Genomic DNA, 25,483 nt, shown 5'->3' on the forward strand with positions numbered 1-25,483 from the left:
GAATTAATTTTAGTAATGATGCTTGCCAGCACAGCCAGCTTTGCGACTGACGTGACGCTAAACATAGAGGGCAATATCTATGACACCACCTGTCAGGTCGACAGTGCCAGTCAGAATATGGTCGTGGATTTAGGTCAGGCAATTTCGGGAGACTTTAAATCGGTGGGTGATACGGGAAAGTGGAAAAACTTCGACATTACGCTCTCAAATTGTCCCGCAAGCCTGATGTTAGCCACTATCACCGTAGATGGGCAGCCTGATGAGCAGCATCCGACAAAATTTGCCAGCACGGGTACAGCAAAAGGGATCGCGCTTGAGCTGGCGGACAGGACGGATTATATCACTCTCGCCCCGCAGTCCAGCTTTAATGCCTTAATAAACAACGGAACCCATACCGCTGATTTTCCAATGGCTGCACGCTATTACGCTACCGCCATGCCGGTGACCGCTGGCACGTTCGAGAGCGTTGTTCAGGCCACCTTTACTTACCAGTAGGACCGCGCCCCTTAGCACGGATGCTTTTTTTACGCCCGGCGGCCGGTTTTGCCGGGCGTTTTTTCACTTCCGGCACCTCTGGCTGTTCAATCGGGAATACCGGTAACGCATTCAGCAGCCGCTGACCGTAGTTTTTCGTCAGCAGACGCTTGTCGTAAATCACAATCTCGCCCCAGCAGCCGTGGCTACGAATCAAACGCCCGACCTGCTGAATCAGGTTAAACGACGCCGCCGGCAGGCTTTGCACTTCAAACGGATAGCGGTTGAGGCTTTTCAGCCACTCCCCTTCGGTGATCACCACCGGGCTGTCGATAGGCGGGAAGGCGATTTTATGAATATGCACCTGCGTCAGATAATCACCTTTCAGATCCAGACCTTCAGCAAACGACTGTAACCCCACCAGCACGCTGCGCTCGCCGTTATCGATCCGCTTGCGGTGTGTTTCCACCAGCCGGTAGCGCGGCTGATCGCCCTGCACCAGCAAAAGCAAACGCAGATCGGTGACGTGCTCGAGGAAGCGTTGCATGGCGCGTCCGCTGGCAAATAGCACCAGCATGCCGGGGTATTTTTTGCTCTCGACCTGTTCGCGGAAGTAGGCCGCCATCTCCGCGATGTGCTGCTCCTCGTTGTCGATCAGCGGCTCATATTTCATGCGGGGAATAACCAGCTTACCCTGCTCGCAGTGGTTAAACGGTGAGTCCAGCGCCACAAAGCGGTCACCCGCTTTCTCTCTCAGGCCGCTCATCTCCTGCAAACGGGAGAAGCTATTGAGAGAACGCAGCGTCGCAGAGGTGACTACCACGTGCGGCACGCTGCGCCAGATCAGCTTTTCCAGCTGATCGGCCACGCGAATGCCCACGCAGTGGAAAAAGAGATGGACCTGCCCGTCTCGCACGTCGCGGGTGGCCCATTTGGTCACCGGCGCACCAGACGCCTGCGCCAGCGAGGCCAGCCGCCAGAGTTTGCTCTGCGCTTCAAACATGCCCAGCGCGCGGTTCATCTGCAGCAGAATACGGTGCAGACGCACGACGTCGTGAGCGCCTGTCTTCTCGCTGAGATCGTTTAAGAACATCTCCGCCAGACCGCGCAGTTTTTCCAGGTGCTTCGCCAGCTGCTGGCAAATCTCCATGACCTCTTCAGGTAACTCGCCCATCGCAAAGCGATGTTCCGCCTCCTGCGTGGCCGGAAGATAAAGATTCAGGATGTTATTCAGCGACGAGATAAGGCTGTAGACCTCTTCACAGTGGTCGCTCAGCCGCTCGGGTACCGCCAGCGGCGGAGTCGTTTTCGGGCGGAACTGCTCCATGCAGGTTGCCACCAGCTTGCAGAAGAGATCGAGCTGAAGACGGAACCAGGGGGCGGTAATTTCGGCGCTCATCTCCAGTGCGTCCCGCGCCACGTCCGGCAAATGATGGCCTTCGTCGAGCACCAGCAACAGGTTCTTGGGCTCAGGCAAAACGGCTTCGCTCTCCAGCGCGGCCATCACCAGCGCATGGTTGGCGACCACGACTTCAGCTTCCTGAATCTCACGCCGGGCGACAAAGAACGGGCACTCCCGGTAGTAGTGGCAGTTGCGGTTCAGACAGCTCGCTTTATCGGTGCTGAGCCTGCGCCATAGGTCGTCGTTAATCGCCAGGCTGGTGTGATCGCGCAGGCCATCCCACTTATAGCCATCGAGCTCGGCTTTAAGTTTTGCACACTGCTCCTGCTCGGCCTTGTTGTTCGGCGTCAGCTCGTCGTCGAGAAACGCCAGCAAATCTTGCTGATTAGGCTCACTGCTGGCGAGCGCCGCCAGGTTACGCGGACAAACATAGCGTCCACGCCCAAAGGCCGCCGTAAACCGCAGGTCGGGGATAATTTTGCGCAGCAGCGGTAAATCCTTGCTGAAGATCTGATCCTGCAGCGCCACGTTGGCGGTGCTGACCACCAGCGTTTTGTCCTCTTCCCGCGCAATCGCGATGCCGGGAATGAGATACGACAGGGTTTTCCCGACGCCGGTCGGGGCTTCAATCGCCAGATGTCGTCCGTCGTCCCCGGCGAGCGTTTTTGCCACGTCAGCAATCATCTGACGCTGTGGCGCTCGGGGGATAAAATCGGGGATCTGCTGCTGTAGCGCCTTGTACCATGCGCCAATTTGCGCTTTGAGCGCAGCGGTTAAAGCCATTGGAAAACCTGAAATACTGTATAAACAGCCACTATTGTGGCACTTTCTGTTGGCTGTCGCAAAAAGAAAAGCCCGGCTTTACGACCGGGCTTCCAGATTACTGTGGGCTAGCAGGTTTACGCGGGCGGCGTCGGCGTTGGCCTTCCCCTGCCGGTTTCCCTTCGCCGCTGCGCCACGGGTTTTCACCCGCCGGTTTTGCGTCGTTGTTACGACGCGGCGGTTTGCCTGATGATTTTGGCGCGCCACCTTCAGCACGACGCGGTTGCTGACCGCGGCCGCCGCCGCCCTGGCCACGACCACCGCCGCCCTGACGGCCGTTCTGAATCGGCTCGGCTTTGATGGACGGATCCACTTCGTAGCCCGGGATTTCGATGCGTGGGATCTCTTTTTTCAGCAGGCGTTCGATATCCCGCAGCAGTTTGTGTTCATCCACACAGACCAGAGAAAGCGCTTCACCGGTGGCCGCCGCGCGACCGGTACGGCCGATACGGTGAACATAATCTTCCGGCACGTTTGGCAGCTCGTAGTTCACCACGTGCGGCAGCTCTTCAATGTCCAGGCCACGCGCAGCAATGTCAGTTGCCACCAGCACGCGGATGTCGCCAGATTTGAATTCAGCCAGCGCACGGGTACGCGCACCCTGGCTCTTGTTGCCGTGGATGGCCGCACTGCGGATGCCGTCTTTATTAAGCTGTTCCGCCAGGTGGTTAGCGCCGTGCTTGGTGCGGGTAAAGACCAGCACCTGCTGCCAGTTGCCCTGACCGATCATCTGGGAGAGCAGTTCCCGCTTACGCTTTTTATCGACAAAGTGAACATGTTGCGTCACCTGCTCGGAGGCGGTGTTGCGACGCGCGACCTCCACTTCCAGCGGGTTATGCAGCAGCTTTTCAGCAAGCGCCTTAATCTCGTCGGAGAAGGTCGCGGAGAAGAGCAGGTTCTGACGGCGTGACGGCAGTTTAGCCAGCACGCGGCGAATGTCGTGAATAAAGCCCATGTCGAGCATGCGGTCGGCTTCGTCCAGCACCAGAATTTCAACCTGATCCAGCTTAACCGCGTTCTGATGTTCCAGATCCAGCAGGCGACCCGGGGTAGCAACCAAAACGTCGACGCCGCTGCGCAGCTTCATCATCTGCGGGTTGATGCTGACTCCGCCGAAGACCACCAGCGAGCGAATGTTGAGATAGCGGCTGTACTCACGCACGTTCTCACCAATCTGGGCTGCCAGCTCGCGGGTTGGGGTAAGGATCAGGGCCCGAACCGGACGACGGCCTTTGGCGTGCGGCTGGTTTTTTACCAGCAGTTCCAGCAGCGGCAGGGTAAAACCGGCGGTTTTGCCGGTACCGGTCTGGGCGCTGGCCATCAGGTCTCGGCCCTGCAGGACGGCAGGAATAGCCTGCTGCTGGATTGGGGTTGGCTCAACGTAGCCCTGTTCTGCGATCGCGCGCAGAATTTCCGGGTTCAGGCCAAGGGAATCAAAAGACATAAAAACTCCGAACCGCCCCGACCATCACAGGTGTAGTTTTCAGGGAGATATAACGAATAGGGGAGGACAAAAACCACAATGTCGCGAAGGAGCGGAGTGTAGCAGCTTTTGTGACGTGGCGCATAAAATATCCCTCAGCTCCCTCGACGAGGGCGAGAATCAGGCATAGTCTTAATCAATCGATTGATTAATTTTTAATGCCGCGATGAATACGACCCCGATAACATCAAAAGGTGAACAGGCCAAAAGCCAGCTTATTGCCGCCGCGCTGGCGCAGTTTGGCGAGTACGGACTGCATGCGACCACGCGGGATATCGCGGCGCAGGCAGGCCAGAACATTGCGGCCATTACCTACTATTTTGGCTCAAAAGAGGATTTATATCTCGCCTGCGCCGAGTGGATCGCCGATTTTATTGGCACGCAATTTCGCCCACACGTTGAGGAAGCGACCGCGCTGCTGAGCCAGCCGTCGCCCGATCGCGAGACCATCCGCCAGCTGATCCTCAATGCCTGCCACAACATGATCCGCCTGCTGACGCATGACGATACGCTCAACCTGAGCAAGTTTATCTCCCGCGAGCAGCTCTCCCCCACTGCCGCCTACCAGCGGGTACACGATCGGGTGATTGACCCGATGCATACCCACCTGACCCGGCTGATCGCCGCCTATACCGGGCGAGATGCCAACGATACCGAGACAGTTTTGCATACCCACGCCCTGCTGGGTGAAATCCTGGCCTTCCGTCTGGGCCGGGAAACCATCCTGTTACGCACCGGCTGGACACAATTTGATGAGGATAAAGCCGCGCAGATTAGCCAGGTCATCGCCTGTCATCTCGATCTGATCCTGCAAGGCTTAACGCAAAGGAGCCTGAAGTCATGAAAAAACCTGTCGCCATCATTCTGGTGGTTGTTGTTTTGCTTGCTGCGGGAATCGGTGGCTGGCTGTGGTATCAGAGCCATCAGGACCGGGGCCTGACGCTGTACGGTAATGTTGATATTCGCACGGTAAATATGAGTTTCCGCGTCGGCGGGCGTCTCGCCTCGCTGAGCGTTGACGAAGGGGATGCCATTAAGACGGGGCAGACGCTGGGTATGCTGGACAAAGCGCCCTTTGAAAATGCGCTGCAGCAGGCCAAAGCAGGCGTGTCGGTCGCCCAGGCACAATATGACCTGATGCTGGCTGGCTATCGCGACGAAGAGATTGCCCAGGCCGCTGCGGCGGTCAAACAGGCACAGGCGGCCTATGACTACGCGCAGAACTTCTATGCCCGCCAGCAGGGACTGTGGAAAAGCCGCACCATTTCCGCTAACGATCTGGAAAATGCCCGTTCCTCGCGCGACCAGGCCCAGGCGACGCTGAAATCCGCCCAGGACAAACTGAGCCAGTACCGCACCGGTAACCGCCCGCAGGATATTGCCCAGGCCAAAGCCAGCCTTGAACAGGCGCAGGCGCAGCTGGCCCAGGCGGAACTGGACCTGCACGACACTACCTTAATCGCCCCGTCTGACGGCACGCTGATGACCCGCGCCGTTGAGCCGGGCAGCATGCTCAGCGCGGGCAGCACCGTCTTAACGCTCTCCCTGACCCGCCCGGTCTGGGTACGCGCTTACATTGACGAGCCGAATCTCGGCCAGATGCAGCCGGGTCGCGAGCTGTTGCTCTATACCGACGGCCGCCCGGACAAGCCGTACCATGGCAAAGTGGGCTTTGTCTCGCCAACTGCCGAGTTCACGCCGAAAACCGTTGAAACACCGGACCTGCGTACCGACCTGGTGTATCGCCTGCGCATTATCGTGACTGATGCGGACGACGCGCTGCGTCAGGGCATGCCTGTCACCGTAAAAGTGAACAACGGGGAACGACATGAATGACGCGGTTATTCAGCTCAACGATCTCGTTAAACGCTTCAGAGGGATGGAGAAACCGGCCGTCGCGCCGCTGAACTGCACCATCCAGAAAGGCTATGTCACCGGGTTGGTCGGCCCGGACGGCGCAGGCAAAACCACGCTGATGCGCATGCTGGCCGGTCTGCTGAAACCGGATGAAGGATCGGCCCGCGTGCTCGGGCTTGACCCGATCGAGGATGACGGTGCGCTCCACGCCATGCTCGGCTATATGCCGCAGAAGTTTGGTCTGTATGAAGATCTGACGGTGATGGAAAACCTTAACCTGTATGCCGATCTGCGCAGCGTCACCGGCGAAACCCGACAGAAGACTTTCGCCCGCCTGCTGGAGTTCACCTCGCTCGGCCCGTTCACCGACCGCCTGGCGGGCAAGCTTTCCGGCGGGATGAAGCAGAAGCTGGGGCTGGCCTGCACGCTGGTGGGGGAACCGAAGGTGCTGCTGCTGGATGAGCCCGGCGTCGGCGTGGACCCGATTTCGCGCCGCGAGCTATGGCAGATGGTGCACGAGCTGGCGGGCGACGGCATGCTGATCCTCTGGAGCACCTCCTACCTTGACGAAGCCGAGCAGTGCCGGGACGTGCTGCTGATGAACGAAAGCAAACTGCTTTATCAGGGCGAGCCGACGACGCTGACGCAGAGCATGGCCGGGCGCAGTTTCCTGCTGCATAGCCCGCAGGAATCCAACCGCACGCTGCTGCAGCGGGTGCTGAAACTGCCCCAGGTCAGCGACGGGATGATCCAGGGCCGCTCGGTGCGGGTGATCCTCAAAAAAGAGGCCACCGTCGACGACATTCGCCGTGCGCCAGGCATGCCTGAGCTCGAGATGGAAGAAACCGCGCCGCGTTTTGAAGATGCGTTTATTGACCTGCTGGGCGGTGCGGGAACGTCGGAGTCCCCCCTCGGCGCAATCCTGCACACGGTGGAAGGCACGCCCGGCGAAACGGTGATCGAAGCCAAAGCCCTGACCAAGAAGTTCGGGGATTTCGCCGCCACCGACAACGTCAATTTTGCGGTGAAGCGCGGCGAGATTTTCGGCCTGCTCGGGCCGAACGGTGCGGGAAAATCCACCACCTTTAAGATGATGTGTGGCCTGCTGGTCCCCACCTCCGGCAAAGCGCTGGTGCTGGATATGGACCTGAAGGTCAGCTCTGGCAAAGCGCGTCAGCATCTGGGCTATATGGCACAGAAGTTCTCGCTGTATGGCAACCTGACCGTCGAGCAGAATCTGCGCTTTTTCTCCGGGGTGTACGGCCTGCGCGGGCGCGCGCAGAGCGAGAAAATCCGCCGCATGAGCGACGCCTTTGGATTAACCAGCATTGCCTCCCACGCGACCGACGAACTGCCGCTCGGCTTTAAGCAGCGGCTGGCGCTGGCCTGTTCGCTGATGCACGAGCCCGATATTCTTTTTCTTGATGAGCCGACGTCCGGCGTTGACCCCCTCACCCGCCGCGAGTTCTGGCTGCATATCAACAGCATGGTGGAAAAAGGCGTGACGGTGATGGTCACCACGCACTTTATGGACGAGGCGGAGTACTGCGACCGTATCGGGCTGGTGTACCGCGGCAAGCTGATTGCCCACGGAACCCCGGATGACCTGAAAGAACAGGCCGCCGACGATGAGGTTCCGGACCCGACCATGGAGCAGGCCTTTATCACCCTCATCCACGACTGGGATAAGGAGAACGCCCATGCGCAATAACGCGATTTCGTGGCGCAGGGTACGCGCGCTGTGTATCAAAGAGACGCGTCAGATCGTGCGCGATCCCAGCAGCTGGCTGATTGCGGTGGTAATCCCCCTGCTGCTGCTGTTTATCTTCGGTTACGGGATCAACCTCGACTCGAGCAAACTGCGGGTCGGGATATTGCTGGAACAGCAGAGCGAAGAGGCGCTGGACTTCACCCACGCCATGACCGGTTCGCCCTACATCAATGCCACCATCAGCGATAACCGGCAGGAATTAATCCAGAAAATGCAGGCCGGGAAAATTCGCGGGTTGGTGGTGATCCCGGTGGATTTCGCCGCCAATATGGCGCGTGCGAATACCGATGCCCCGATCCAGGTGATCACCGACGGCAGCGAGCCGAACACCGCGAACTTTGTGCAGGGCTACGTGGAGGGGATCTGGCAGCTGTGGCAGATGCAGCGGGCGGAAGATCGGGGCGAAGAATTTAAACCGCTGATCGACGTGCAGACGCGCTACTGGTTTAACCCGGCAGCCATCAGCCAGCACTTTATTATTCCGGGCGCGGTGACGATTATCATGACGGTGATTGGCGCGATTCTGACCTCGCTGGTGATAGCCCGCGAGTGGGAACGCGGCACCATGGAGGCCTTGCTTTCAACCGAAGTGACGCGCGTCGAGCTGCTGCTGTGTAAACTCATCCCTTATTACTTCCTCGGCATGCTGGCGATGCTGCTCTGTATGCTTGTCGCAGTCTTTATCCTCGGCGTGCCGTACCGCGGCTCGCTGGTCGTGCTGTTCTTTATCACCAGCCTGTTTTTACTCAGCACGCTGGGCATGGGGCTGCTCATCTCCACCATTACCCGCAACCAGTTTAACGCCGCGCAGGTGGCGCTCAATGCCGCTTTTTTACCGTCGATTATGCTGTCCGGGTTTATCTTCCAGATAGACAGCATGCCTGCCGTGATCCGCGCCGTGACCTATATTATTCCGGCTCGCTATTTTGTGAGCACGCTGCAAAGCCTGTTCCTGGCGGGGAATATTCCGGTGGTGCTGATTATCAACACCCTGTTTTTGATGGCGTCGGCGGTAATGTTTATCGGGTTGACGTGGATGAAAACCAAACGGCGATTAGATTAAGGAGCACGCATGTTTCACCGTTTATGGACGTTAATACGCAAAGAGCTGCAGTCCCTGCTGCGCGAGCCCCAGACGCGCGCCATTCTGGTATTGCCGGTGCTGATCCAGGTTTTACTGTTCCCGTTTGCCGCCACCCTTGAGGTGACCAACGCCACCATCGCCATTTACAACGAAGACAACGGCAAACATTCCGTCGAGCTGACGCAGCGCTTTGCCCGTGCGAAAGCCTTTACCCACATCCTGCTGCTGAAAAGCCCGCAGGAGATCCAGCCCACTATCGACACGCAAAAAGCGCTGCTGCTGGTCCGTTTCCCGGCGGATTTTTCCCGCAATCTGGACACCTTCCAGACCGCGCCGATGCAGCTGATCCTCGACGGACGTAACTCCAACAGCGCCCAGATAGCGGCCAACTATTTGCAGCAGGTGGTGAAGGATTACCAGCAGGAGCTGATGGACGGTAAACCGAAGCCCAACAACAGCGAACTGGTGGTGCGTAACTGGTACAACCCGAATCTGGACTACAAATGGTTTGTGGTACCGTCGCTGATCGCCATGATCACCACCATTGGTGTGATGATCGTGACCTCCCTGTCCGTTGCCCGCGAGCGCGAACAAGGCACGCTGGATCAGCTGTTGGTTTCCCCGCTCGCCACCTGGCAAATCTTCGTCGGCAAAGCGGTGCCGGCGCTGATTGTCGCCACCTTCCAGGCCACTATCGTGCTGGGGGTGGGCATTTGGGCCTATCAGATCCCGTTCGCCGGTTCGCTGGCGCTGTTTTACTTCACGATGGTGATTTACGGGCTGTCGCTGGTGGGGTTTGGGCTGCTGATCTCGGCGCTCTGCTCGACGCAGCAGCAGGCGTTTATCGGGGTATTCGTCTTTATGATGCCCGCGATCCTGCTCTCGGGCTATGTCTCGCCGGTTGAGAATATGCCGGTGTGGTTACAGGATCTGACGTGGGTAAATCCGATTCGGCACTTTACGGACATCACCAAGCAAATCTATCTGAAGGATGCAAGTCTGGATATTGTCTGGGGAAGTTTGTGGCCGCTACTGGTCATCGCGGCCACGACGGGCTCAGTGGCGTACGCGATGTTTAGACGCAACATTGCGTAGCTTTTTCTCTTTGGTCAGCAACGAGACTACCGCAGGCCCTGCAAGGATAACCAGACCGGCCAGGGCCAGCAGCAGGTTGTTTTGCAACACCCGCGACAGCAGCCAAAGCACAATCATCGCTGCACCAAAATACCAGGTGGTGGTGAGCTCTTCGAGCACATCACCCACCTCGCGCCAGCGCGCTTCATGGTGTCGCTGTAAAAACAGCATCGACAGCACGGTGACGCCATAAAGGACGCATAGTCCCAGGCCAACACGCACCAGCGTGCCGCTCATCCAGCCCATCACCAGTACGGCCACGACCAGTAAATGCAACATTATCTGCCAGCAACTCAGGCCAGTTGCGACACGAACACGTTGTTGCCACTTCATGGCTTCTCTCCTGAAGGATTTTTCTCTGCTTAATCAGACTACCGCACTTTACGGAAAATTCCGTAACGCCGCATCTTTTTGTGACGCCGACTACACTTTATTTTCATTGGGATAGTCACTCAGGAAGGAGCTTATGACGAAAAAAATGCAGCATTTCTCGCTTAAAGTGCTGACGATAAACATTCATAAAGGCTTCACAGCATTTAACCGCCGCTTCATTTTACCGGAGCTGCGCGACGCCGTGCGCACCGTCAGCGCGGACATCGTCTGTCTGCAGGAGGTAATGGGCGCACACGAAGTTCATCCGATGCATTTCGAAAACTGGCCCGACACGCCGCACTATGAATTTCTGGCCGACACCATGTGGAGTGATTACGCCTACGGCCGCAACGCGGTCTATCCGGAAGGGCATCACGGGAATGCGGTACTGTCCCGCTATCCCATTGAACACTACGAGAACCGCGACGTTTCCGTCGGGGAGAGCGAAAAACGCGGGCTGCTTTACTGCCGTATTACACCGCCCGATCTTGCGCTGCCCATCCATGTCGGCTGCGTCCATCTGGGCCTTCGCGAAGCCCATCGTCAGGCGCAGCTGAACATGCTGGCCGAATGGGCCAATGCACTTCCCGAGGGTGAACCGGTGGTGGTGGCCGGCGATTTCAACGACTGGCGACAGCGGGCCAACCATCCGTTGAAAGTGAATGCCGGACTGGAGGAAATTTTCACCCGCGCGAACGGCAGGCCTGCGCGCACCTTTCCGGTACGTTTCCCGCTGCTTCGGCTTGACCGCATCTACGTGAAAAATGCACACGCCAGCAGCCCCACCGCCCTGGCACTCCTCAACTGGCGGCATCTTTCCGACCATGCCCCGCTCAGCGCGGAGATCCACTTATGAAATGTTCCTGGCAGGAAGGCAACCGGATCACGCTGCTGGTCAATGGGGACGAGTATTACCCGGCCGTGTTCAAAGCGATTGATAACGCTCAGCAGAAAGTGATCCTCGAAACCTTTATCTGGTTCGAAGACAACGTCGGCAAACAACTGCACAGCGTGCTGCTGCGCGCCGCCCGGCGCGGCGTCAAAATTGAAGTGCTGCTTGATGGCTATGGCTCGCCGGACCTCAGCGACGCGTTTGTCAATGAACTGACCGCCGCGGGCGTGGTGTTCCGCTACTACGATCCCGGCCCTCGCCTGTTCGGCATGCGTACCAATCTTTTCCGCCGGATGCACCGCAAAATTGTGGTGGTAGATGAGACGGTGGCGTTTGTCGGCGGCATCAACTACTCCGCTGAACATATGTCCGACTTCGGTCCGGAAGCGAAGCAGGATTACGCGATTCGCATCGAAGGCCCGGTGGTTCAGGACATCTTACTGTTTGAACTGGAGAACCTGCCGGGTAAAGAGGCCGTTCGCCGCTGGTGGAAACGCCGCCATCGACCGGAAGAGAACCGCAAGCCCGGCGAAGCGCAGGCGCTTTTCGTCTGGCGGGATAACGGTGAGCACCGGGACGACATTGAACGTCATTATCTCAAGATGCTTGCCAACGCGAAGCGAGAGGTCATCATCGCTAACGCCTACTTTTTCCCGGGCTATCGCCTGCTGCATGCCATGCGCAATGCGGCCCGACGCGGCGTACGCGTGAAGCTGATTGTGCAGGGCGAGCCGGATATGCCAATCGTCAAAGTCGGCGCTCGGCTGCTGTATAACTACCTGGTGAAGGGCGGCGTACAGATTTACGAATATCGCCGTCGGCCGCTGCACGGCAAAGTCGCGCTGATGGACGATCACTGGGCTACCGTGGGCTCCAGTAACCTCGATCCGCTGAGCTTATCGCTCAACCTTGAAGCTAACCTGATCATTCACGATCGCCAGTTTAATCAAACCCTGCGGGATAACCTGCAGGCCTTGATCGTCAACGACTGCGTGCGCGTGGATGAATCCATGGTTCCCAAACGCACCTGGTGGAACCTGGGCATCAGCGTGGTGGTGTTCCACTTCCTGCGTCACTTCCCGGCGATGGTCGGCTGGCTGCCGGCACATACGCCGAAGCTCGCGCAAGTGGACCCGCCGGTACAACCCGAAATGGAAACCCAGGACCGTATTGAAGCGGAAGATGGAGGCAAACCCTGATGTCGAAATCACATCCGCGCTGGCGGCTGGCAAAAAAGATCCTGACCTGGCTGTTTTTCATCGCCGTCGCGGTTCTGCTGGTGGTCTACGCGCAGAAAGTTGACTGGGAAGAGGTGTGGAAAGTTATCCGCAACTATAACCGGTTGGTGCTGCTGGGGGCGCTTGGGCTGGTTATTGTGAGCTACCTGATGTACGGCTGCTATGACCTGCTTGGCCGGGCCTACTGCGGCCACAAGCTGGCCAAACGGCAGGTGATGCTGGTGTCGTTTATCTGCTATGCCTTTAACCTGACGCTGAGCACCTGGGTTGGTGGGATTGGCATGCGCTATCGCCTTTACTCGCGTCTGGGGCTGCCTGGCGGGACGATTACGCGCATTTTTTCCCTGAGCATCACCACCAACTGGCTGGGCTATATTCTGCTTGGCGGGGTGATCTTTACTATCGGCGTGGTACAGCTGCCCGCGCACTGGTATATCGACGAAACCACGCTACGCATTCTGGGCATCGTACTGCTGCTGATTATCGCCGTTTATCTCTGGGCCTGCGCGTTTGCCAGACGTCGTCATATGACCATCAAAGGACAAAAGCTGGTATTACCCTCGTGGAAGTTCGCGGTGCTGCAGATGGTCGTCTCCAGCGCCAACTGGATGGCGATGGGGGCGATTATCTGGCTGTTGATTGGTGAAGACGTGAATTACTTCTTCGTGCTGGGCGTACTGCTGGTGAGCAGTATTGCCGGGGTGATCGTGCATATTCCGGCGGGGATCGGCGTGCTGGAGGCGGTGTTTATCGCGTTGCTTGCGGGGGAGCATGTCTCTCAGGGAACGATTATCGCCGCCCTGCTGGCGTACCGCATGATCTATTACTTCCTGCCGCTGGCGCTGGCAACGGTCTGTTATCTGGTGCTGGAGGGTCGGGCGAAGAAGCTGAGGGCGAAGAACGAAAAAGTAATGGCGAAGTAAATAAGTCGGGTGGCGGCTTCGCCTTACCCGACCTACGGTTCGCGTTTCGTAGGCCGGGTAAGGCGAAGCCGCCACCCGGCAAAGCAACCTTAACGACGGTTGCCTAAAATCCGCAGCAGCATCAGGAACAGGTTGATGAAGTCCAGATACAGCGTCAGCGCACCTAAAATTGAGTATTTGCGAAGGTTCGAACTGTCGCGTACGTCAATCTGCTCGCCGATGTTTTTCAGCTTCTGGGTGTCATACGCCGTCAAACCAACGAAGATCACCACCCCGATGTAGGTCACGGCCCACATCAGCGCTTCGCTCTTCAGCCACAGGTTCACCAGCGACGCCAGCACAATCCCGATCAGCCCCATAAACAGCATGCTGCCGAAGCCGCTCAGATCGCGCTTAGTGGTGTAACCGTAGAGGCTCATCGCACCGAACATCCCGCCGGCCACCACGAAGGTGCTGGCGATGGAAGAGTAGGTGTAAACGATGAAAATGCTGGAAAGCGTCAGCCCCGTTAGCGCCGAATAGAGCATAAACAGCGTAGTCGCCATTCCGGCACTCAGCTTTTGCACCAGGCCCGAAAGCACAAACACCAGCGCCAGCTGCGCGATAATCAGCCCAAAGAAGGTGATTTTACTGGAGAAAATAAACATCATCAGCTCAGGCGTATTGGCCGCATACCACGCGATAAATGCGGTAAGCAGTAAGCCGACCGTCATCCAGCCATAGACCTGAGCCATATACGTCTGCAGCCCGCTACGGGTCTGCTGTACTATTGAATCGGAACGCGGAAATCGGTCCATGATTCACTCCTGATTAAGATTAAGTAGACACACACGTTAAGATTAACACATCCACATAAACCGACTACCAACGGCTGGCGGCCTGTTTATCGCTGTCGCGGGATTCAACCCACCGATCGCCTTCCGGCGTGGCCTCACGCTTCCAGAACGGCGCTCTGGTTTTGAGGTAATCCATAATGAACTCACCTGCCGCAAACGCGCTGCTGCGATGTGCGCTGGTCACTCCGACAAAAACAATCTCCTCGCCGGGCCACATCTCGCCGATGCGGTGAATCACCGTGACGCGTCCGAGCGGCCAGCGGCCTCGCGCCTCGACCACAATCTCCGCCAGCGATTTCTCGGTCATGCCTGGATAGTGCTCCAGCGTCAGCGCCTTCACGCTGTCGCCGAGGTTGTGGTTGCGCACTTTACCGGTGAAGGTCACGACTGCACCATCTTCGTCACGCTCTGCCAGCCAGCTGTATTCTGTACCGACACTGAAGCGCTCAGGACCGACCAGAATTCGGGTCTCAGCCATCTTAGCCCCCTGTTACCGGCGGGAAGAAGGCCACTTCATCCCCTGCCTTCAGCGGATGGGTGAACTCCACCAGCGTCTGGTTAACGGCGGCCAGCAGCTTGCCTTCGTCCAGCGCCAGCGCCCAGCGGTCGCTCTGTGCCGCCAGATGCGCGCGCAGGGCGGCAACGTTTTCAAAAGGGGCATCCAGCGTCAGGCTGTCGGTGTTGACCAGCTCGCGCACCTGCGCAAAAAAGAGCACCTTAATCATGGCTGTCCACCTTAAAATCGCCGGATTTGCCGCCGCTTTTTGCCAGCAGGCGAACCGGGCCAATCACCATATCTTTCTGCACCGCTTTGCACATGTCGTAGATGGTCAGCGCGGCGACAGAGGCCGCCGTCAGAGCTTCCATCTCCACGCCGGTTTTCCCGGTTAAGCGGCAGAGCGATTCAATGCGCACGCGGCTGTGCTCCGGCTGCGCCTGAAGATTTACTTCCACTTTACTCAGCATCAGCGGATGGCACAGCGGGATGAGATCCCAGGTGCGCTTGGCGGCCTGAATCCCCGCAATGCGCGCGGTAGCAAACACGTCACCCTTGTGGTGACTGCCGTCGATAATCATCGCCAGGGTTTCCGGCAGCATGGTGACGAACGCTTCGGCACGCGCCTCGCGCACCGTTTCCGCTTTGGCGGAGACATCCACCATATGCGCTTCGCCAGCGGCGTTAATGTGGGTCAATTGCGACATAACTTATTTCTTTAAATGAGGATGGAAATTACACGGACGGGTACGGGCATCCAGCTGCGGGGCAATAATATTGTCCCATGCGGTGCGGCAGGCTTTCGTCGAGCCAGGCATGGCGAAAATCAGCGTGTTGTTTGCCACGCCAGCCACCGCGCGAGACTGCAGCGTGGAGGTACCAATCTCTTCAAATGAGAGCATACGGAACACTTCGCCGAAGCCTTCCACCTCGCGGTCGAACAGCGGGAGCAGCGCTTCGGGCGCCTGGTCGCCTGCGGTAAAGCCGGTGCCGCCGGTGATCAGCACCACCTGCACCTCATCACTGGCGATCCACTGCGAAACCTGCGCGCGAATGGCATAGCGGTTTTCTTTGACGATCGCTTTATCGACTACCTGATGCCCCGCGTCATGGGCCGCCTCGCGCAACCAGTGGCCGGAGGTATCATCCTCTTCGCCACGGCGGTCGGAAACGGTAAGAATGGCAATGCGTGTCGGGATAAATTCCGCGCTGACCTGACTCATCTTATGATTCCCTCTTAAGCCTGATTACCCGCCGATGTAGGACAGGTTTTGAGTAATGCCGGTGTTGCCCTGATGCAGGAAGTGGGTCTGTTTTTTATGCGTCAGAGCCTCTGAGATACGCGCTTCAAGCGCACTCTGCTGGGCATCATCTTCCAGCAGATCGCGCAGCTCGACGCCGCCATCGCCAAACAGACATAAATGCAGCTTGCCCACGGAGGAGACGCGAAGACGGTTACAGCTGGCGCAGAAGTCTTTCTCATAGGGCATGATCAGCCCGATTTCCCCGTCGTAGTCGGGGTGACAAAAGACCTGCGCCGGGCCGTCACTGCGCTGGCGAATCTGATGGATCCAGCCGCGTTTCAGCAGCGCGTCGCGCAGCACCATGCCGGAGATATGATGGCGACGGAACAGCTCGCTCCCCTCGCCCGTTTCCATCAGCTCGATAAAACGCAGTTGGATGGGTCGGGATTTGATCCACGCCAGGAAGGTGTCCAGCTGATGGTGGTTGACGTCACGCATCAGCACCGTGTTGACTTTGACCTTCTCGAACCCGGCGCTAAACGCCGCGTCGATGCCGTCCATCACCTGGCGGAATTTATCCTGGCCGGTAATGGCGTGAAACTGGCGGGCATCAAGGCTGTCCACGCTGACGTTGATGGCGGTTAAGCCCGCATCACGCCAGGAGGCCACATCGCGGGCCATACGGTATCCGTTGGTGGTTACCGCAATCTGGCGAATGCGTTCGTTTTCACGCACGGCGGCAATGATGTCGGGGAAATCGCGTCGCAGAGAAGGTTCTCCGCCGGTCAGACGCACTTTTTCGGTGCCGAGCTCAGAGAAGGCGCGCGTGATGCGGCGCACTTCATCTACGGAGAGAAAGCCGTTATTGGTGACGCTGCCCGGTTTGTAGCCGTCGGGCAGGCAGTAGGTGCAACGGAAGTTGCACACGTCGGTAATCGACAGACGTAAGTAATAAAACTTACGCGCGAAAGCATCAGTAAGTTGTGAAGCCATGTACACCTTTCCAGATACGGGAGGCACAGTCATTTCTTTCTGTACCCTGGTGGCATAGTCGCCACGGCCAGAGCGCCATATCTTTCGACACAGGCACAAGGGCTAGAGTGTATGTTTTCAAATTTGAAAACGTGGTTATGGCGATAGTAGCGCGTAAATCGACTCTTCGCTATTCTCGCTTAACGCTATATAAACAAATACATAACGACATAATTGTGTATTTTCACTACAGAATACTCAAAAACAGCATCTTCGCATTGATATGCGTCATTTTGCGTCCGGTGAGGCATCGTCTTTTAGGGGTAGTTAAGGTAGTGTTACGCAGATTGAACGTGATAAGGAATGTGTATGCGCAATCGCACTTTTGCGGATCTTGACCGTGTGGTCGCACTCGGCGGAGGCCACGGTCTCGGGCGAGTGATGTCCTCTTTGTCTTCACTCGGTTCAAGGCTGACAGGGATAGTGACAACAACGGATAATGGCGGCTCTACGGGGCGTATCCGACGTGCAGAAGGGGGTATCGCCTGGGGCGATATGCGCAACTGTCTGAACCAGCTGATTACCGAACCGAGCGTTGCATCAGCAATGTTTGAGTACCGTTTCGGGGGTAATGGAGAACTTTCCGGGCATAACCTCGGAAATTTAATGCTTAAAGCCCTGGATCACCTGAGCGTGCGCCCGCTGGAAGCCATCAATTTGATACGAAATCTGCTGAAAGTGGATGCGTTTCTGATCCCGATGTCTGAACAGCCGGTTGATTTGATGGCTATTGACGTGGAAGGCCATGAAGTTTACGGCGAAGTGAATATCGATCAGCTCATCCTGCCGCCAAAAGAGCTAATGACCTACCCAAGCGTTCCCGCCACGCGCGAAGCGGTTGAGGCTATCGCCGAGGCGGATGTGATCCTGATAGGCCCGGGCAGTTTTTACACCAGCCTGATGCCCATTTTGCTGGTGAAAGAGCTGGCGCAGGCGCTGCGCCGCACCCCTGCCCCGATGGTCTACATCGGTAACCTGGGACGTGAACTGAGCCCGGCAGCCGCAAGTCTGTCGCTGGCGGATAAACTGAGCCTGATGGAGCAGTACGTCGGGAAGAAAATTATCGACGGCGTGGTGGTAGGACCGAAAGTCGACGTATCAGGGATTGGCGATCGCCTGGTGGTGCAGGAGCCGCTGGAGGCCAGCGATATAAAATATCGCCATGACCGCCATCTGCTGCGCGAAGCGCTGGAGAAGGCGATTCAGGCGCTGGGTTAGGCTCGTTTTGTGCGGCCTGATGCCCTCACCCCGGCCCTCTCCCACCGGGAGAGGGAGAAAACACGCCGCTTTTACTAGGATGCGGCGATGAAAAGATCCCGCAGCTGATGAAGCTGGTCGCGGATCTGCGCCGCCTCTTCGAACTCCAGGTTCTGTGCGTGCTGCATCATCTGCCCTTCCAGCTCGTGGATTTTCTGCTGCAGGGCTTTCGGCGTCAGCACGACGGTATCTTCTTCCACCACTGAACGCGCCTTGCCGCGGCCTTTCGCTTTGGTCTTGGCAATGTTCTGACCCAGCGCCAGAATATCCACCACTTTCTTGTTCAGCCCTTGCGGTGTAATACCGTGCTCTTCGTTGTAGCGCTGCTGTTTCTCGCGACGGCGCTCCGTTTCGCCAATCGCTTTCGCCATCGACGGGGTGATTTTGTCACCGTACAGAATCGCTTTCCCGTTGACGTTACGCGCTGCACGCCCAATGGTCTGGATCAGAGAACGTTCAGAACGCAGGAAGCCCTCTTTATCCGCATCCAGAATCGCCACCAGCGAGACTTCAGGCATATCCAGACCTTCTCGCAGCAGGTTGATCCCCACCAGCACGTCAAACTCGCCCAGACGCAGGTCGCGGATAATCTCCATTCGCTCTACGGTATCGATATCCGAGTGCAGATAACGCACCTTCTCGCCGTGCTCTTCGAGGTACTCGGTCAGGTCTTCCGCCATACGCTTGGTGAGCGTGGTCACCAGCACGCGCTCGTTGATGGCGGCACGGATACGGATCTCGGAGAGCAGATCGTCCACCTGCGTCGCCACCGGACGAACTTCAATAATCGGGTCGAGCAGCCCCGTTGGACGCACAACCTGATCGACAACGTCTTCACCGGATTTCTCCAGCTCGTAGTTTCCCGGGGTTGCCGACACGTAGATGGTCTGCGGAGCCAGCGCTTCGAACTCTTCAAACTTCATCGGGCGGTTATCCAGCGCTGACGGCAGGCGGAATCCGTACTCCACCAGCGTCTCTTTACGCGCGCGGTCACCGCGATACATCCCGCCAATCTGCGGGATAGTGACGTGGGATTCGTCAATCACCAGTAAACCGTCTGCCGGAAGATAGTCAAACAGCGTCGGCGGTGGCTCGCCCGGCCCGCGTCCGGAGAGGAAGCGGGAGTAGTTTTCAATGCCGGAGCAGTAGCCCAGTTCGTTCATCATCTCCAGATCAAACTGGGTACGCTGACTCAGTCGTTGTTCTTCCAGTAGCTTATTGTTCGCCAGCAGCACCTTACGGCGGTCTGCCAGCTCCACTTTAATCTCTTCCATCGCCTGCACGATACGCTCGCGTGGCGTCACGTAGTGCGTTTTCGGGTAAATGGTGAAACGCTGAATCACCGACTCAATGTGTCCTGTCAGCGGGTCGAACAGCGAGAGGCGCTCGACCTCTTCGTCAAACAGCTCAACGCGCAGCGCCATGTCGTCCGATTCCGCCGGGAAGATGTCGATGACTTCGCCGCGCACGCGAAACGTCCCGCGCTGGAATGCCTGATCGTTACGGGCGTACTGCAGTTCAGCCAAACGGCGCACAATGGCGCGCTGATCGATGATCATCCCCTGCGTCAGGTGGAGCATCATCTTCAGGTACAGGTCCGGATCGCCCAGACCGTAGATAGCGGAAACCGACGCGACGACAACCACATCACGACGCTCAAGCAGCGCCTTGGTGGCGGACAGACGCATCTGCTCAATGTGTTCGTTTACCGAAGCATCTTTCTCAATGAAGGTGTCAGAGCTCGGGACATAGGCTTCGGGCTGGTAGTAATCGTAGTAGGAGACAAAATACTCCACCGCGTTGTCCGGGAAGAACTCTTTCATCTCACCGTAAAGCTGTGCGGCCAGGGTTTTGTTGGGTGCCAGCACCATCGTGGGGCGCTGCAGGTCAGCGATCACGTTGGCAATGGTAAACGTTTTGCCGGAGCCGGTTACCCCCAGCAGCGTCTGGTGTGCCAGCCCGTCTTCCAGCCCCTCTTCCAGACGGCGGATGGCCTCGGGCTGATCCCCCGAAGGACGGAAAGCAGAACTCAATTTGAACGGTTTACTCATGGGCGACAACCTGATGACGTTATAAGCGGCAGGGAGTAATTTTACTCCTTGTGGCCAGGAATGCCAGTAAAAAACACTGGATGAAAAACCAGTAGCATGTCACGATATTTAGAGTAGCGCCTGAATGATTAGCGCGATAGCGGCCAAAATTTGGACTGTGACAACATAAAACACCAGTCAGGTCAGGTTATCCCCAGAACTTTTTCTTTTTTAACATTTGTCAAGCCAGGTAATGATAGTTTTATGGCAACGAGTGACACTTTCATGACGGGAATTGCTTTTATCTAAGCAGTTAAATTATAAACGATATTTTCTAAAGCCGCGTTTCGCGTCAATTTGGGCGAAAGCCGCGTCTTCTCTCGCTTATCGCGTGTTTTCTAACTCTAATGCACATGGTTATCCACAGGAATAGTGGATAACTGCTTCCAGCCCATACAGACTGGCGCTCGGCAAATTCCCGGATTTTCCCACGAAACGGCAGGAAAAAATTTTTATAGCTATTTTTTGATGATTAACAGTTGAGTCATTCATAACCAACCGATGGGATCTTGCTCACATTTTCATCATTTATAGCCCTGCACCACAACTCAACACCGCCAGCACCGTCGATGTGCAATCCCGCAGGTTTTACACCGCGCTCCTGTGACTTATTCCTAAAAAAGTCGCTTTTTTAATCACTTTGCGCTTTCTGGCAGGGGTTTTGCACTATCCCAAACGTGCCTCACCTACACACATTTTTAAGGAGAGAAAGATGTTGAGTCTGCGTGCAGTGAATCAGTTTTACGGAAGCCAACATACGCTATGGAACGTGGATTTAGATTTTCCACAAGGGATGTGTACAGGCGTCGTTGGCCTGCCGGGTATGGGTAAAACCACCCTCATGAATTGCATCGCCGGGAAAGTGCCTGTCGAAAGCGGCACCATCATCTGGCATGAGGCAGGCGCACCGCCGCGTGATTTGCTCAGCCAGGTGCCAGAGCAGCGTTCAGGGCCGGGGATAGGCTACGTCCCGCAGGACAGGCGGATCTTCTCCCAGCTGACGATTGAGGAGAATTTGCATATCGCCATGCGGGCGATGGGCAAGCCCGATCCGGAAGCGAAAAGTGAGATATATGATCTGTTCCCGGAACTCTACGCGTTACGTCAAACCCGGGGAAACGCCCTTTCGCCAGACGATCAGTACCAGCTGGCGCTGGCCAATGCGCTGGTAAACCGTCCGCGGATGCTGATTCTGGATGAGCCCCTGCACGGCGCAGGTCACGGTTTCACGCATAAGCTGGGGCAACTGTTAGTGCGCTTAAACCGCGAGCTGGGGATGACGGTGCTGCTGGCTGAACAGCAACTGTCGTTTATTCGCCGGGTCGCGGATCGTTTTTGCATGCTTTATCGCGGGCGTAACGTGGCCCAGGGCCACGTTAACGAGCTGGATGATGAGCTTATTGCCCACTGGATGTCGCTGGAAGCAAGGCGCTGAGGTCGAGATAGCGCCCGGTTTCGGCACGTTCGGCATTGTCCGCAAGCCACGGGATCTCCCCGAGGAATGGAGCAGGAAGAACCCGCAGGAGCGTCGCCAGATACTCCTGATGCCGCTTGCCGGGGGCAACCACGTCGTTGGCTATCCAGCCCGCCAGACGCAGCCCTGCCTGCGAAACGGCCTGCGAGGTTAACATCGCATGGTTGATACAGCCGAGCTTCACCCCTACGACCAGAATGACCGGGAGCTGCTCGCGCTGCACCCAGTCAGCAAAGGTCTGCGTGTCCGAAAGCGGCGTAAACCAGCCGCCTGCGCCCTCCACCAGCACCCAGTCCGCCTGGCTTTCCAGCGTGCGTAATCCGGAAGACAGCACGGCGAAATCAATCGGACGACCTTCGTCGGCGCTGATAATGTGCGGCGAGGTCGGCTCGGCAAAGGTATACGGATTCACCGCTGAATAGGCGAGTTCAAGCGTGCTGTTCCGCTGGAGCGCAAGCGCATCGGTGTTGCGTAATCCTTCCGCCGTCATCTCGCTGCCGGAAGCAACCGGCTTATAACCGGCGGTGTTTTTTCCCAGCAGTCGCGCCGCCTGCAGCAGCGCAGCGCTGGCAACCGTTTTACCCACTTCCGTATCCGTTCCGGTGACAAAATAGCGTTCAGTCACGTTCGATAACCCCATGAAAAAGTTGATAAGAGAGCGGGAACTGTCCTCGCTCCTGCGGCCAGGCCAGCTCCAGACGCTGCAGCTGACCCCGGGTGAGCGGTTTTTTCTCGCGTCCGGTATGCAAATGCGTGGCGCCAATGCCCTTCAGCGATCGCATGGCGCTGAGCGCATCGCTGAAATTGAGGGTGATGGTCTGCACCGTACTGCGATAGCGCAGACCAGCCAGCGCCTGCGTGACCCGCTCGTGTGATAAAAACCGGTTGGCGTGCGGCTGGCGATCTACCGCCTGCCAGGCCTGATTCAGCTCCGGTAACGAGCTTTCCAGCAGGGTGGTAAACGCCACTCTCCCGCCCGGACGCGCCACGCGGTACAGCTCGCTTAAGGCCTGCTGCAGGCTGCTACACCATTGCACGGCCAGATGGCTCCAGACCAGGTCGAATTGCGCATCCGCCAGCGGGATCGCTTCGATATCCGCGACCAGATAGTGGTGCGCGGCCTGCCGCTGACGTGCCTCCGCAAGCATGTCGGATGACAGGTCGAGAGCCGTAACCAGGCTTCCCGCTTCGCGCCAGTAGCGGCTATTCCCGCCGGGGCCACACCCGGCGTCCAGCACCCGGGCAAAGCGCGTCTCGCCGAGCAACGCCAGCAGTCCCTCTGCGCTCTGGCGTTGAAGCTCATCGTGCTGTGAATAGCTGCGCGCGGCCCGGCCAAACGCCGCCGCAATGGCCTGCTTATTGACTGGCGACATGCAGCGCCTCCAGAAGTGCATCAATATCGTCTGCTTCGTGCGCCGCCGTGAGCGTCAGGCGCAGGCGGGCAGTACCCGGCGGCACGGTGGGCGGGCGAATGGCCGTCACCCACATCCCCCACTCGCGCAGCGCGTGTGCCAGCGTGAGCGCCAGGCTGTTTTCACCGACGATTGCCGGCTGGATTGCGCTCTGCGAATCGGTGCTCCGGAAGGGAAGCTGAGCCAGGCCCTGACGAAAACGCAGGATATGTTCCGCCAGACGCGCCCGGCGTTCACCCCCTTCTGCGCTGCGGATCACCCGCATGGACGCTGACAGCGCCACGGCTTGCGCAGGCGGCATGCTGGTGCTGTAGATCAAATGCCGGGCAAACTGCAGCAGATAGTCAGCAACGGGCTCGCTGCACAACACGGCGGCCCCGCTCACGCCAAAGCCTTTGCCGAAAGTGACAATCAGCAGCTCCGGCTTCACGTTTTGCAGATGCGCGCTGCCGCGCCCTTCGTCGCCCATCACGCCGATGCCGTGGGCATCATCGACCAGCAGCCAGGCATTTTGCCGTTTTGCTGCCTCGTGCAGCGCGGCAAGCGGCGCGCTGTCGCCGTCCATGCTGAACACCCCTTCCGTGACCACCAGCTGCTGCCCGTCACAGGGTTTATCCAGCAACGCAGCGAGTTGCCCCGCATCGTTATGGGCAAAGCGGCGCAGCTGAGCCGGGCTTAAATTTGCCGCCTCCAGCAGAGAGGCGTGGCTTAAGCGGTCAGCGACAATGCGGTCGTCCTTGCCCATCAGGGCTGCAATGACCGCCTGATTGGCCGCAAAACCCGAGATAAACAGCAGCGCGCGCGGGTAGCCCAGCCAGTCGGCAAGCGCCTCCTCCAGCGCCCGGTGCGCCGTGGTGTATCCGCTGACGTGCCCAGAGCCGCCGCTGCCCACGCCATACTGCTCCGCGCCCTGCTGCCAGGCGCGGATAATGTCCGGATGCTGGCTCAGCCCGAGATAATCATTGCTGGAGAAATTACAAAACTGCCGGTTCTCACGGGTAAGAAAACGGCCTGCGCCGTTTTCAACTACCCTGCGTACGCGAAACGCATCTGCCGCCCGCCGCTCGTCGAGCGCGGAATGGATACGTGCCTCCCAGATCATACGGCTGCCGCGTTGTAGAACTGGTCGGTGTCGGCGTTGAAAATCTGCTGCTCCAGCTGCTGCTGTTGCTCGTTATCGCCGGTCAACACCTCGGTCTGATGAGGGTTCAGCCCCAGCTTGCGGAACAGCTGAACGTCTTTGTCCTCTTCCGGGTTCGGCGTGGTCAGCAGCTTGCAGCCGTAGAAGATGGAGTTGGCCCCGGCCATAAAGCACATCGCCTGGGTCTGCTCGCTCATCTGTTCACGACCCGCAGAGAGGCGAACGTAAGAGGTCGGCATCATGATGCGCGCCACCGCGATGGTGCGGATAAAGTCAAACGCATCGACGTCCTCGTTATCCGCCAGCGGCGTGCCTTTGACCTTCACCAGCATGTTGATCGGCACGCTTTCCGGCGGGGTCGGCAGATTAGCCAGCTGCAGCAGCAGACCGGCGCGGTCTTTCACCGTTTCACCTAAGCCCACGATGCCGCCCGAGCACACCTTGATCCCCGCATCACGGACTTTATCAAGCGTGTCCAGACGCTCCTGATAGGTACGGGTAGTGATGATGTTGCCGTAAAACTCCGGCGAAGTGTCGAGGTTGTGATTGTAGTAGTCCAGCCCGGCCGCCGAGAGGCGCTGCGCCTGCTCGTCGTTCAGCGTGCCCAGCGTCATACAGGCTTCGAGACCCATCTCTTTCACGCCCTTCACCATCTGCTCCAGATACGGCATGTCGCGATCGTGCGGGTTCTTCCACGCCGCCCCCATGCAGAAGCGGGTCGAGCCGGCATTTTTCGCCTTACGCGCGGAGTCGAGCACCTGCTCAACTTCCATCAGCCGTTCGGATTCAAGGCCCGTTTTATAGCGCGCGCTCTGCGGGCAATATTTGCAGTCTTCCGGGCAGGCACCGGTCTTGATCGACAGCAGCGTGCTGACCTGAACATGGCGAGGATCGAAGTGCTGACGGTGCACCTGTTGGGCTTCGAACATCAGCTCAAGGAAAGGTTTATTAAATAATTCAGTAACTTGCGACATCGTCCAGCGTGCGTGGTGAGCCATTGGGCTTCTCCAAAGGGTTTTGTTAATTTTCGGTTCGGTTTATACTCGTAA

The 25,483-nt window shown here is 57.8% G+C and carries 25 protein-coding genes and 1 riboswitch; of the genes, 11 read left to right on the top strand and 14 right to left on the bottom strand.

What is annotated here, in order from left to right; all coding sequences use genetic code 11:
- Positions 1-15: 15 nt before the first annotated feature.
- Complete coding sequence (locus tag PYW49_RS06655; RefSeq protein ID WP_407057607.1) at positions 16-495, top strand: fimbrial protein; 480 nt, start codon at positions 16-18, stop codon at positions 493-495.
- Here the strand turns inward: PYW49_RS06655 and dinG are convergent.
- Positions 482-2,659 (bottom strand): ATP-dependent DNA helicase DinG, encoded by a 2,178-nt coding sequence (dinG, locus tag PYW49_RS06660; protein ID WP_320386036.1) that lies wholly within the window; start codon positions 2,657-2,659, stop codon positions 482-484. The two genes, PYW49_RS06655 and dinG, sit on opposite strands and share 14 nt — an antisense overlap.
- Positions 2,660-2,756: 97 nt before the next feature.
- A complete protein-coding gene (gene rhlE / locus PYW49_RS06665; RefSeq protein WP_320386037.1) occupies positions 2,757-4,142 on the bottom strand; it encodes an ATP-dependent RNA helicase RhlE in 1,386 nt (461 codons plus the stop codon).
- 205 nt (positions 4,143-4,347) lie between these two features.
- Here rhlE and cecR point away from each other — a divergent pair, with 205 nt between their 5' ends.
- From cecR to PYW49_RS06690, 5 genes are read left to right on the top strand one after another with little or no spacing between them, the layout of a single operon-like run.
- Entirely contained in the window at positions 4,348-5,025 is a 678-nt protein-coding gene (gene cecR, locus PYW49_RS06670; RefSeq protein ID WP_320386038.1) for a transcriptional regulator CecR, read from the top strand.
- Positions 5,022-6,017 carry a secretion protein HlyD gene (hlyD, locus tag PYW49_RS06675; RefSeq protein ID WP_320386039.1) on the top strand — a complete coding sequence of 332 codons (996 nt, stop codon included), beginning with the start codon at positions 5,022-5,024 and terminating at the stop codon, positions 6,015-6,017. Before cecR ends, hlyD begins: the two co-directional genes overlap by 4 nt.
- Complete coding sequence (locus tag PYW49_RS06680; protein ID WP_320386040.1) at positions 6,010-7,749, top strand: ATP-binding cassette domain-containing protein; 1,740 nt, start codon at positions 6,010-6,012, stop codon at positions 7,747-7,749. Before hlyD ends, PYW49_RS06680 begins: the two co-directional genes overlap by 8 nt.
- Positions 7,739-8,872: an ABC transporter permease gene (locus tag PYW49_RS06685; RefSeq protein ID WP_320386041.1), complete on the top strand. Its 1,134-nt coding sequence runs from the start codon at positions 7,739-7,741 to the stop codon at positions 8,870-8,872. The genes PYW49_RS06680 and PYW49_RS06685 overlap by 11 nt, the downstream gene beginning before the upstream one ends.
- Before the next feature lie 9 nt (positions 8,873-8,881).
- Positions 8,882-9,988, top strand: a complete 1,107-nt coding sequence (locus PYW49_RS06690; RefSeq protein ID WP_039261395.1) for an ABC transporter permease — start codon at positions 8,882-8,884, stop codon at positions 9,986-9,988.
- Here the strand turns inward: PYW49_RS06690 and PYW49_RS06695 are convergent.
- A complete protein-coding gene (locus PYW49_RS06695; protein ID WP_320386042.1) occupies positions 9,950-10,360 on the bottom strand; it encodes a YbhQ family protein in 411 nt (136 codons plus the stop codon). The two genes, PYW49_RS06690 and PYW49_RS06695, sit on opposite strands and share 39 nt — an antisense overlap.
- Before the next feature lie 133 nt (positions 10,361-10,493).
- Here PYW49_RS06695 and PYW49_RS06700 point away from each other — a divergent pair, with 133 nt between their 5' ends.
- Genes PYW49_RS06700 through PYW49_RS06710 form a run of 3 tightly spaced genes read left to right on the top strand, consistent with a single transcriptional unit; the run spans position 10,494 to position 13,452 of the window.
- Positions 10,494-11,255 carry an endonuclease/exonuclease/phosphatase family protein gene (locus PYW49_RS06700; protein ID WP_134349354.1) on the top strand — a complete coding sequence of 254 codons (762 nt, stop codon included), beginning with the start codon at positions 10,494-10,496 and terminating at the stop codon, positions 11,253-11,255.
- On the top strand, positions 11,252-12,490 hold the full coding sequence (gene clsB, locus PYW49_RS06705) for a cardiolipin synthase ClsB (RefSeq protein ID WP_134349355.1): 1,239 nt from the start codon (positions 11,252-11,254) through the stop codon (positions 12,488-12,490). The genes PYW49_RS06700 and clsB overlap by 4 nt, the downstream gene beginning before the upstream one ends.
- The gene (locus PYW49_RS06710) at positions 12,490-13,452 is read left to right on the top strand and encodes a lysylphosphatidylglycerol synthase domain-containing protein (protein WP_134349356.1); all 963 of its coding nucleotides are present in this window, start codon (positions 12,490-12,492) and stop codon (positions 13,450-13,452) included. Before clsB ends, PYW49_RS06710 begins: the two co-directional genes overlap by 1 nt.
- An 89-nt stretch (positions 13,453-13,541) precedes the next feature.
- Here the strand turns inward: PYW49_RS06710 and PYW49_RS06715 are convergent, their stop codons facing one another.
- The 6 genes from PYW49_RS06715 to moaA form a co-directional block, all read right to left on the bottom strand.
- Positions 13,542-14,249 (bottom strand): Bax inhibitor-1/YccA family protein, encoded by a 708-nt coding sequence (locus tag PYW49_RS06715; RefSeq protein ID WP_063430017.1) that lies wholly within the window; start codon positions 14,247-14,249, stop codon positions 13,542-13,544.
- A gap of 64 nt (positions 14,250-14,313) precedes the next feature.
- Positions 14,314-14,766, bottom strand: coding sequence for a molybdopterin synthase catalytic subunit MoaE (gene moaE, locus PYW49_RS06720; RefSeq protein ID WP_320386043.1), 453 nt, complete (start codon positions 14,764-14,766; stop codon positions 14,314-14,316).
- Between the two features lies 1 nt (position 14,767).
- Entirely contained in the window at positions 14,768-15,013 is a 246-nt protein-coding gene (gene moaD, locus PYW49_RS06725; protein ID WP_134349358.1) for a molybdopterin synthase sulfur carrier subunit, read from the bottom strand.
- On the bottom strand, positions 15,006-15,491 hold the full coding sequence (gene moaC, locus PYW49_RS06730) for a cyclic pyranopterin monophosphate synthase MoaC (protein ID WP_049008689.1): 486 nt from the start codon (positions 15,489-15,491) through the stop codon (positions 15,006-15,008). The genes moaD and moaC overlap by 8 nt, the downstream gene beginning before the upstream one ends.
- A gap of 3 nt (positions 15,492-15,494) precedes the next feature.
- Positions 15,495-16,007, bottom strand: a complete 513-nt coding sequence (gene moaB / locus PYW49_RS06735; RefSeq protein ID WP_047347031.1) for a molybdenum cofactor biosynthesis protein B — start codon at positions 16,005-16,007, stop codon at positions 15,495-15,497.
- 24 nt (positions 16,008-16,031) lie between these two features.
- Positions 16,032-17,021, bottom strand: coding sequence for a GTP 3',8-cyclase MoaA (gene moaA, locus PYW49_RS06740; RefSeq protein WP_320386044.1), 990 nt, complete (start codon positions 17,019-17,021; stop codon positions 16,032-16,034).
- A riboswitch (molybdenum cofactor riboswitch) is annotated at positions 17,009-17,143 on the bottom strand. (Overlaps the previous gene by 13 nt.)
- A 226-nt stretch (positions 17,144-17,369) precedes the next feature.
- Here moaA and yvcK point away from each other — a divergent pair.
- Positions 17,370-18,278, top strand: a complete 909-nt coding sequence (gene yvcK, locus PYW49_RS06745) for a uridine diphosphate-N-acetylglucosamine-binding protein YvcK (protein WP_134349362.1) — start codon at positions 17,370-17,372, stop codon at positions 18,276-18,278.
- 74 nt (positions 18,279-18,352) lie between these two features.
- Here yvcK and uvrB read toward each other — a convergent pair whose 3' ends face one another.
- Positions 18,353-20,368: an excinuclease ABC subunit UvrB gene (uvrB, locus tag PYW49_RS06750; RefSeq protein ID WP_134349363.1), complete on the bottom strand. Its 2,016-nt coding sequence runs from the start codon at positions 20,366-20,368 to the stop codon at positions 18,353-18,355.
- A 751-nt stretch (positions 20,369-21,119) separates the two neighbouring features.
- Here uvrB and PYW49_RS06755 point away from each other — a divergent pair.
- Positions 21,120-21,842: an ABC transporter ATP-binding protein gene (locus PYW49_RS06755; RefSeq protein WP_320386045.1), complete on the top strand. Its 723-nt coding sequence runs from the start codon at positions 21,120-21,122 to the stop codon at positions 21,840-21,842.
- Here the strand turns inward: PYW49_RS06755 and bioD are convergent.
- The 4 genes from bioD to bioB are packed head-to-tail and all read right to left on the bottom strand — an operon-like array spanning position 21,805 to position 25,432.
- Positions 21,805-22,506: a dethiobiotin synthase gene (gene bioD / locus PYW49_RS06760; protein ID WP_166790944.1), complete on the bottom strand. Its 702-nt coding sequence runs from the start codon at positions 22,504-22,506 to the stop codon at positions 21,805-21,807. The two genes, PYW49_RS06755 and bioD, sit on opposite strands and share 38 nt — an antisense overlap.
- Complete coding sequence (bioC, locus tag PYW49_RS06765; RefSeq protein WP_134349366.1) at positions 22,499-23,254, bottom strand: malonyl-ACP O-methyltransferase BioC; 756 nt, start codon at positions 23,252-23,254, stop codon at positions 22,499-22,501. The genes bioD and bioC overlap by 8 nt, the downstream gene beginning before the upstream one ends.
- Positions 23,238-24,395, bottom strand: coding sequence for an 8-amino-7-oxononanoate synthase (bioF, locus tag PYW49_RS06770; protein ID WP_320386046.1), 1,158 nt, complete (start codon positions 24,393-24,395; stop codon positions 23,238-23,240). The genes bioC and bioF overlap by 17 nt, the downstream gene beginning before the upstream one ends.
- Complete coding sequence (gene bioB / locus PYW49_RS06775; protein WP_134349368.1) at positions 24,392-25,432, bottom strand: biotin synthase BioB; 1,041 nt, start codon at positions 25,430-25,432, stop codon at positions 24,392-24,394. The genes bioF and bioB overlap by 4 nt, the downstream gene beginning before the upstream one ends.
- Between the last annotated feature and the right edge of the window lie 51 nt (positions 25,433-25,483).

The organism is Enterobacter chinensis (assembly GCF_034008295.1).
Taxonomy (GTDB): Bacteria; Pseudomonadota; Gammaproteobacteria; order Enterobacterales; family Enterobacteriaceae; genus Enterobacter; species Enterobacter chinensis.